Annotated in this window: 8 protein-coding genes; 3 read left to right on the forward strand and 5 right to left on the reverse strand. The window is 65.3% G+C overall.

Features of this window, described 5'->3' with window-relative positions; all coding sequences use genetic code 11:
- From M3498_06750 to M3498_06760, 3 genes are all read left to right on the forward strand, one after another.
- Nucleotides 1-262 (forward strand): hypothetical protein (locus M3498_06750; GenBank protein MDQ3458982.1); only part of this gene is annotated, 262 nt, incomplete at its 5' end.
- 16 nt (nucleotides 263-278) lie between these two features.
- Complete coding sequence (locus tag M3498_06755) at nucleotides 279-1781, forward strand: tripartite tricarboxylate transporter permease (protein ID MDQ3458983.1); 1503 nt, start codon at nucleotides 279-281, stop codon at nucleotides 1779-1781.
- 17 nt (nucleotides 1782-1798) lie between these two features.
- Nucleotides 1799-2686, forward strand: a complete 888-nt coding sequence (locus M3498_06760) for a sugar phosphate isomerase/epimerase (GenBank protein ID MDQ3458984.1) — start codon at nucleotides 1799-1801, stop codon at nucleotides 2684-2686.
- A 70-nt stretch (nucleotides 2687-2756) separates the two neighbouring features.
- Here M3498_06760 and M3498_06765 read toward each other — a convergent pair whose 3' ends face one another.
- The 5 genes from M3498_06765 to M3498_06785 form a co-directional block, all read right to left on the reverse strand.
- A complete protein-coding gene (locus M3498_06765) occupies nucleotides 2757-3416 on the reverse strand; it encodes a GntR family transcriptional regulator (GenBank protein MDQ3458985.1) in 660 nt (219 codons plus the stop codon).
- Between the two features lie 86 nt (nucleotides 3417-3502).
- Entirely contained in the window at nucleotides 3503-4318 is an 816-nt protein-coding gene (locus M3498_06770; GenBank protein MDQ3458986.1) for a sugar phosphate isomerase/epimerase, read from the reverse strand.
- Nucleotides 4315-5424 (reverse strand): dihydrodipicolinate synthase family protein, encoded by a 1110-nt coding sequence (locus M3498_06775; GenBank protein MDQ3458987.1) that lies wholly within the window; start codon nucleotides 5422-5424, stop codon nucleotides 4315-4317. The genes M3498_06770 and M3498_06775 overlap by 4 nt, the downstream gene beginning before the upstream one ends.
- Before the next feature lie 65 nt (nucleotides 5425-5489).
- Nucleotides 5490-6641, reverse strand: a complete 1152-nt coding sequence (locus M3498_06780; GenBank protein ID MDQ3458988.1) for a Gfo/Idh/MocA family oxidoreductase — start codon at nucleotides 6639-6641, stop codon at nucleotides 5490-5492.
- Nucleotides 6642-6651: 10 nt separating this feature from the next.
- A partial coding sequence (locus M3498_06785) for a tripartite tricarboxylate transporter permease (GenBank protein MDQ3458989.1) occupies nucleotides 6652-7002 on the reverse strand: 351 nt, incomplete at its 5' end.

Genomic DNA, 7002 nt, shown 5'->3' on the forward strand with positions numbered 1-7002 from the left:
ACCCGGCCTGCTCAGCGGCGAAGGGGCGCGCCGCACCCTCCTCACTCTCCTGCTGACCTTGGGCTACGGTGCGGGACTGGTCGGCCTGCTCCCCTACTGGCTCGCCACCTTCTTGTTCGTCTTCTTGTTCATCACCGTCTTCGAGTGGCCCACGGCGAGCTCGCGGGCAAGGGTGCTGGCCTTGGCGCTGCTGCAAGCAGCCCTGGTCGCGGGCCTGGTGACCTTCATCTTCGAGCGCCTGTTCCTGGTCCGGCTACCCTAGGAGGCTTGTGGAGGGACTGCAGTATTTTGCCGAGGCTTTCGTCGGCTTCCTGAGCTGGGGGAACCTCTTCAATATTCTCTGGGCAACGCTCCTGGGCATCGTGATCGGTATGCTGCCCGGCTTGACGGCGACGCTGGGCCTGGCGCTCCTGACCACCCTCACCTTCAATATGGCGGTTGGCGACGCCATTCTCGTCCTCATCTGTCTTTATGTGGGGGCGATCTACGGCGGCAGCCGCAGCGCCATCCTTCTCAACATTCCCGGTACGCCCGCGAATGCCGCCACAGCCCTCGACGGCTTCCCGCTCGCTCGAGCCGGTTTGGCGGGCAAGGCGATGGGCATCGCCACGACCGGCTCGGTGCTGGGAACCATCATCGGCATGATCCTCTTGGCGATCTTCGCGCCCCTCTTGGCGGAAGCCGCCTTGAGATTTCAGTCGTTCGAGTTTTTCTGGCTCGCCGTCTTCGGCGTCGTCATCTCGGGTCGCCTGACGGCGCTCGACGACCCCTTGAAGGGCTGGATCGCCGGCTTTCTGGGACTGCTCATCGCCATGGTCGGCCAGGAGAGCATCCACGCCTACCCGCGCTTTAGTTACGGCAGTACCGACTTGGCCGGCGGTTTCGGGCTCTTGCCCGTACTGGTCGGCATGTTTGGTTTCGCCGAGGTTCTCGTGGTGATGAAAAACCCGGCTTATCAGGCGGTGAAAAGCGCGACCGATTCGGTCATCCCACGCATCGCCGAGGTGCTGCGGTACTGGCGAACCATCATCCGCTCGGGCGTCACCGGCACCTTCATGGGTCTCATTCCGGGGGTCGGCGAGGACATGGGCGCCTGGGTTTCCTACGCCCTGGCCCGCAACGCCAGCAAGGAAAAGGAGGGGTTCGGCAAGGGCTCGATCGAGGGGCTGATGAGCGCTGAAACCGGCAACAGCGCCGCCGTTCCGGGCGCGATCATTCCCGTCCTCACGCTCGCCGTTCCCGGTTCGGCGCCGGCCGCGGTTTTGCTTGCCGCGCTGTTTATTCACGGCGTCCGGCCCGGACCGCTCATCATGATCGAGTCGCCACGTTTCATCTTCGAGGTCACGGCGATGATCCTCTGCGCCAGCCTCGCCATCCTCTTTTACGGCCTGCTCCTCACCAAACCCCTGTTGCTCATCTTGCGGGTGTCGCCTATCAAGCTCATGCCCGTCATCTTCGTGCTCTGCACCGTCGGCTCCTTCGCCATCGCCAGCCGCGTCTTCGATGTTTGGGTGATGCTGGGTTTCGGCGTCCTCGGCTTCGTGCTCCGGGAGCTGAAGTTCCCCATGGCTCCGCTGATCCTCGGGGTCGTCCTGGGGCCGCTTCTCGACCTCAATTTACGCCGCGGTTTGGTGCTGAGCGGCGGGGACCTGGCGCCCTTCTTCTCGAGGCCCATCAGCATGGTTCTTTGGGTCACCATCCTGCTCACCTTCGTGCTGGGTATAGGACCCGTCACGAGGGCCCTCAAGGGACTTGGACAACGCCTCTTGGGCAGGTCTTGAGAAAGGAAGATGGACGCGTGAAGATCGTGCTCTGCAACGAGGTTCTGGGCAACAAGGTCCTGGGCAACAAGGTCCTGGACGGCATGTCCTTCGCCGCCCAGTGCGACTTTGCCGCCGCGCTCGGTTACGACGGCCTCGAGCTGGCGCCCTTCACCCTGGGAGACGAGCCGCACTTGCTCGGTTCCCACGCTCGAGCCGAACTGCGCCGGGCCGCTGCCGACGCGGGCATCGAGATTACCGGCCTGCACTGGCTCCTCATCACGCCACAGGGCCTGTCCATTACCACGGCGGACGAAGGACGGCGACGACGCACCCTCGAGGTAATGCGCCGGCTCATCGACCTCTGCGCTTCGCTGGGCGGCAGGATGCTCGTCCACGGCTCGCCGGCTCAGCGTCAAACCGAGGGCGACCCGGATGCGGCGCTGAGGGGGCGCGACGCCTTTGCGGCCATCGCGGCGGACGCCGAAAGGGCGGGCGTGACCTACTGCATCGAGCCTCTCTCCCGTCAGGAGACCAGCTTCATCACTACTCTCCAAGAGGCGGTCGAGATCGTGGAGGCCGTCGCCAGTCCCGCCGTCCGCACCATGTTGGACTGTCGCGCCGCCCGCCTGAGCGAGACCGCGACCATCGCCGAGCTCCTGGACCGCTGGCTTCCCACCGGCATGATCGGCCACGTTCACGTCAATGACAGGAACCGGCGCGGTCCCGGACAGGGTGGGGATCTTTTTGCACCCGTCTTCGCTAGCCTCGCGCGCAACCATTACGCCGGGGCCGTCGGCGTCGAACCCTTCGTCTACGAACCCGACGGGCCCGCGGTCGCCGCTCGCTCGATCGGTTATATTCGCGGCCTGCTCGAGGTGCTGGCCTGGCAGCGCCTCGAGCCGGACCGTGCGCCTGCACCGTGACCGCGGCTTGACCGCGGCCGGTGCCCCGTTCCAGCGAGCGCAGCTACAGGCATCGGGTACAGGCATCGGGTCAGGCTTCGACCTCGCAGAGATGAGTGACATAGGCCGCCAGCGCCTGCTGGTTATGGACCCGAATGACCCGCTCGACCACGGCCAAGTCACGCGAACGCAGCGCCGTCAAAATCTCCCGGTGCTCCTCTTGAGACTGCCTCACGCGGTGAGTAAAGACATCAGCAAAGTAGTAACGCCGCAAGCGGTCCCAATGCTCCATCGCCTTGCGCAAGAGCGCCTCGGTCAGGAAGCTGCCTGCGCACGTGCAGATGAACTCGTGCAGCGCGAGGTTCTCGCGCGACCACGCCTCCGGGTCGTCTACCAGGCCGTCCATGCGCGAGATGATCTCCTCGAGCGTGCCCAGGTCTTGGTCCGTCATGCGCTCGCAAGCGGCGCGACCGCTGACCACTTCCATCGCCTCGAGCAGCGCAAAGATCTCATGGACCGAGTCGATCTGCATCTCCGCCACTTTGGCGCCGACATACGGCTGAATGACGACATAGCCGTCCGCCTGGAGCCCCTGCAGGGCCTCGCGTACGGGGATAGGGCTGACACCGAGTTCGGCGGCGAGATCGTCGATGATCAGGCGGGACCCGGGCTTGCGGCAACCGCTCAAGATCTCCGCTCGCAGAGAACCGTAGACATAATCTTTTTTGCTCCGGTACGTCAGCTGTGGCACGTCTCCTCCATCACCCCGGCTCCCAAACAACGCGGAGTGGTCTTGTCGCCCCACGTTCACCTTCTATAGGGCGCCAGGCGCAGCTACTAGGTGACCTCCGCGATATACCTTTCCTTGGCGAGCTCGAGGATCCGTTCGCCAGAGGTGTTCCAGATGTCGTTGTTGAAGATCTCCACCTCGATGGGGCCGCGGTAACCCGCCCCGTCCACGGCGGCCCGGAGGCGCCGCAGCTCGATCACGCCGTCACCCATCATACCGCGCCCGAGGAGCAAATCGGGCGTGGGCACCAGCCAGTCGTTCACGTGGAAGCCAAGCGTGTAGGGAGCGGCTCGAGCGATCTCCTTATAAACCTGCGGGTCCCACCAGACGTGGTAGGCGTCGATGACGACGCCGACTTTAACTGAGCTTGAGCGCTCGCAGATGTCGTTGGCAAGCCCGAGGCTCGAGATGACCGAGCGGTCCGCGGTGAACATGGGATGGAGCGGTTCGATGCCGAGCCCCACGCCGCGTTCGGCGGCGTGGGGGACGAGCGCGGCGAGGCCGTCCTCGACCATCTGCCTTGCCCCGTCCAGGTCCCTACTGCCCTCAGGCAGCCCGCCGCACACCAGCACCAGCACGTCCGCGCCGAGTTCGGCCGCCTCGTCGAGGGCGCGCTCATTGTCTTCGATGCGTTCCCTGCGTAGGGCCTCGGTTGCAGCGGGAAAGAAACCGCCGCGGCACAGGCTCGAGACCTTGATGTCCGCGTCCCGCGCGAGCCTGGCGCTCTCGGCGAGGCCCTGCGCGGCGACCTTCTCGCGCCACAGGCCGATCCAAGGAATACCCGCTCGGGCGCAGCCGTCGACGGCCTCCTCGACGGTCCAGTTTTGGGTGGTGGCCTGGTTGAGGCTCAGCCGGTCGATCACGAGGCAACGCCCGCGAGCGCCAGGACGCTCCGCATGCGCCGCGCCGCCCTTTCGGGGTCGCCGATGAGGCCCGCTTCGTCGGCCAGCACGAGCAGCTCAGCGAGGTGAGGGGCGGAGCGGGCGCTCTCTTGACCGCCGACCATGCGGAAGTGGGACTGGTGGCCGCTCAGATAGGCGAGAAAAACGATGCCTGTCTTGTAGTAAAAGGTGGGCTTCTGGAAGATATGCCGGCTCAGAGGAACGGTCGGCTCGAGGATAGCCTCATATGTCTCGGCGTCTCCAGCGTCGAGCGCGGCGATGGCAGTGGAGGCCGCCGGCGCGATCGCATCGAAGATGCCGAGCAGGGCGTCGCTGTAACCTTCGTTGTCGCCGCGGATGAGCGCGGGGTAGTTGAAGTCGTCGCCGGTGTACATGCGCACGCCCTGGGGCAGGCGTCGGCGCATGTCGATCTCGCGGCGGGCGTCCAAGAGCGAGATCTTGATGCCGTCGATCTTCGCGGGGTGCGCATGAATGATCTCGAGACAGCCCTCCATCGCCGCGGAGAGGTCGTGCGAACCCCAATAGCCGGCGAGGGTGGGATCGAAGGGGTCGCCGAGCCAGTGGATGATGACTGGCTCGGCGACCTGGGAGAGGATGTGATCGTACACTTTGAGGTAGTCGTCAGCTCCTTTGGCGCAGGCTGCGAGCGCGCGGCTGGCCATCAGGATGATGCGGCTGCCTTCTCCCTCGACAAAGATGCACTGTTCTTCATAGGCGCGGATGACCTCGTCCAGGCTCAGGTGGGGAGAGGGAGTGAGGTGGTCGGTGCCTGCCCCGCAGGCGACCCTTCCCCCCACCGCCTTCGCTTCGGCGCTCGAGCGGCGGATGAGTTCTTTGGCGCCGTCCCAGTCCAGTCCCATGCCGCGTTGCGCGGTGTCCATGGCTTCGGCGACGGCGAAGCCGTAGCGCCAGAGGTGCCGCCGGTAGGCGAGGGTGCTGTCCCAGTCTATGACGGCCCTGCTTCCGGGGTGGTTGTCGGCTAACGGATCGGCGACCAGGTGCGCCGCCGCGTAGGCGGCGCGGCTCTGGAGAGGCGATGCCGGCGGCGCGAAGGTCGAGCCTCCCATCACCGTGTAGGGGTAGGTCGAACCGTCCGCCCGGGGAAGCGCGAGCCTGGTCGCCGGGGCGGCGCTCACAGCTCAAGCTCCGGCACATCACACCAGCACCGCTCGGACCACGACTTCAGGCCGAGCTCAGCGAGCTGCACGCCCTTGGCGGCCTCGAGCAGATCCCACCTGAACGGCTCGTCCAGGGCGACGTGCCGGAGGAACAATTCCCATTGCACCTTGAAGGCGTTGTCGAACAGCGCGTTGTCGGGCACGTCCTGCCAGTCTTCGTAAAAATCGAAGGGGTTGGGAACGTCGGGGTTCCAGACGGGCTTGGGGGTGGTCACACGGGATTGCGCCTTGCAGTCGCGAAGACCGGCGACGGCGCTGCCGTGGGTGCCGTCCACCTGGAAGGTGGCGAGCTCGTCGCGGTAGACACGCACGCACCACGACGAGTTGATGTGCGCGATGACGCCCCCCTCGAGCTCGAAGGTCGCGTAGGCGGCGTCGTCGGCGCTGGCCCGGTAGGGCTTCCCCTCTTCGTCGATACGCTCGGGGATGTGGGTGGCGCCCAGGCAGGAGACAGCTCTGACGTTGCCGAAGAGGTTGTCGAGCACGTAACGCCAGTGGCAGAGCATATCTATGATGATGCCGCCGCCGTCTTCCTTCCGGTAATTCCAGGAGGGCCGCTGAGCACCTTGCCAGTCGCCCTCGAAAACCCAGTAGCCGAACTCGCCGCGTACCGACAGGATGCGGCCGAAGAAACCCGAATCGATGAGGCGCTTCAGTTTGAGGAGGCCGGGCAGCCACAGCTTGTCTTGAACGACGCCGTTCTTGACGCCGGCGTCGCGGACGAGCCGAGCGAGCTCGAGGGCAGTCCCCAAGTCTGCGGAGATGGGTTTCTCGCAGTAAATGTGCTTGCCTGCTTGGACGGCGGCGCGAACGGCGGGTGCGCGACGGCCGGTGATCTGCGCGTCGAAATAGACGCTCAGCCCCGGGTCGTTCAGGCATTCTTGCAGGTCGGTGCTCCAGCGCTCAACGCCGTGCGCGTGGGCGAGGTTGCGCAGTTTGCTGTCGTTGCGGCCGAGCAGCACGGGCTCGGGCCAGATGACTTCGCTCTCGCCAACGCGCACGCCGCCCTGCTGCAGAATCGCGGCGATGGAGCGGATGAGGTGCTGATTGGTGCCCATGCGGCCGGTGACGCCGTTCATGATGATGCCTACCGTGTGTTTCGTCATAAGCGTTCCTTTATGGGGTGGGTTTCGGTTTCTTGAGCTTCCGGCCGAGGAGAGGCCCGAAGATTACCGTGAGGACGAGGAGGATCATGCCTAGGCTCAGAGGGCGGGTTAGAAACGGCAGGAGACTGCCGTCGCCGAGCAACAACGAGCGGCGCAAGTTCTCCTCGAAGAGCGGCCCGAGCACGATCCCGAGGATGATGGGGGCGGGATGCACCTCGGCCTTCTTCAGGAGGTAACCGGCGACACCAGCCAGGAGCGCGACGCCGATGTCGAAGGGGCTGTTTTGAATGGCGTACGAGCCGACGATGCAAAGAAGCGTAACCACCGCGAGCACGATGGGTTGGGGGAAGGAGAGCAGCCT

The sequence above is a fragment of the Deinococcota bacterium genome (assembly GCA_030858465.1).
In the GTDB taxonomy this organism is placed as follows: domain Bacteria; phylum Deinococcota; class Deinococci; order Deinococcales; family Trueperaceae; genus JALZLY01.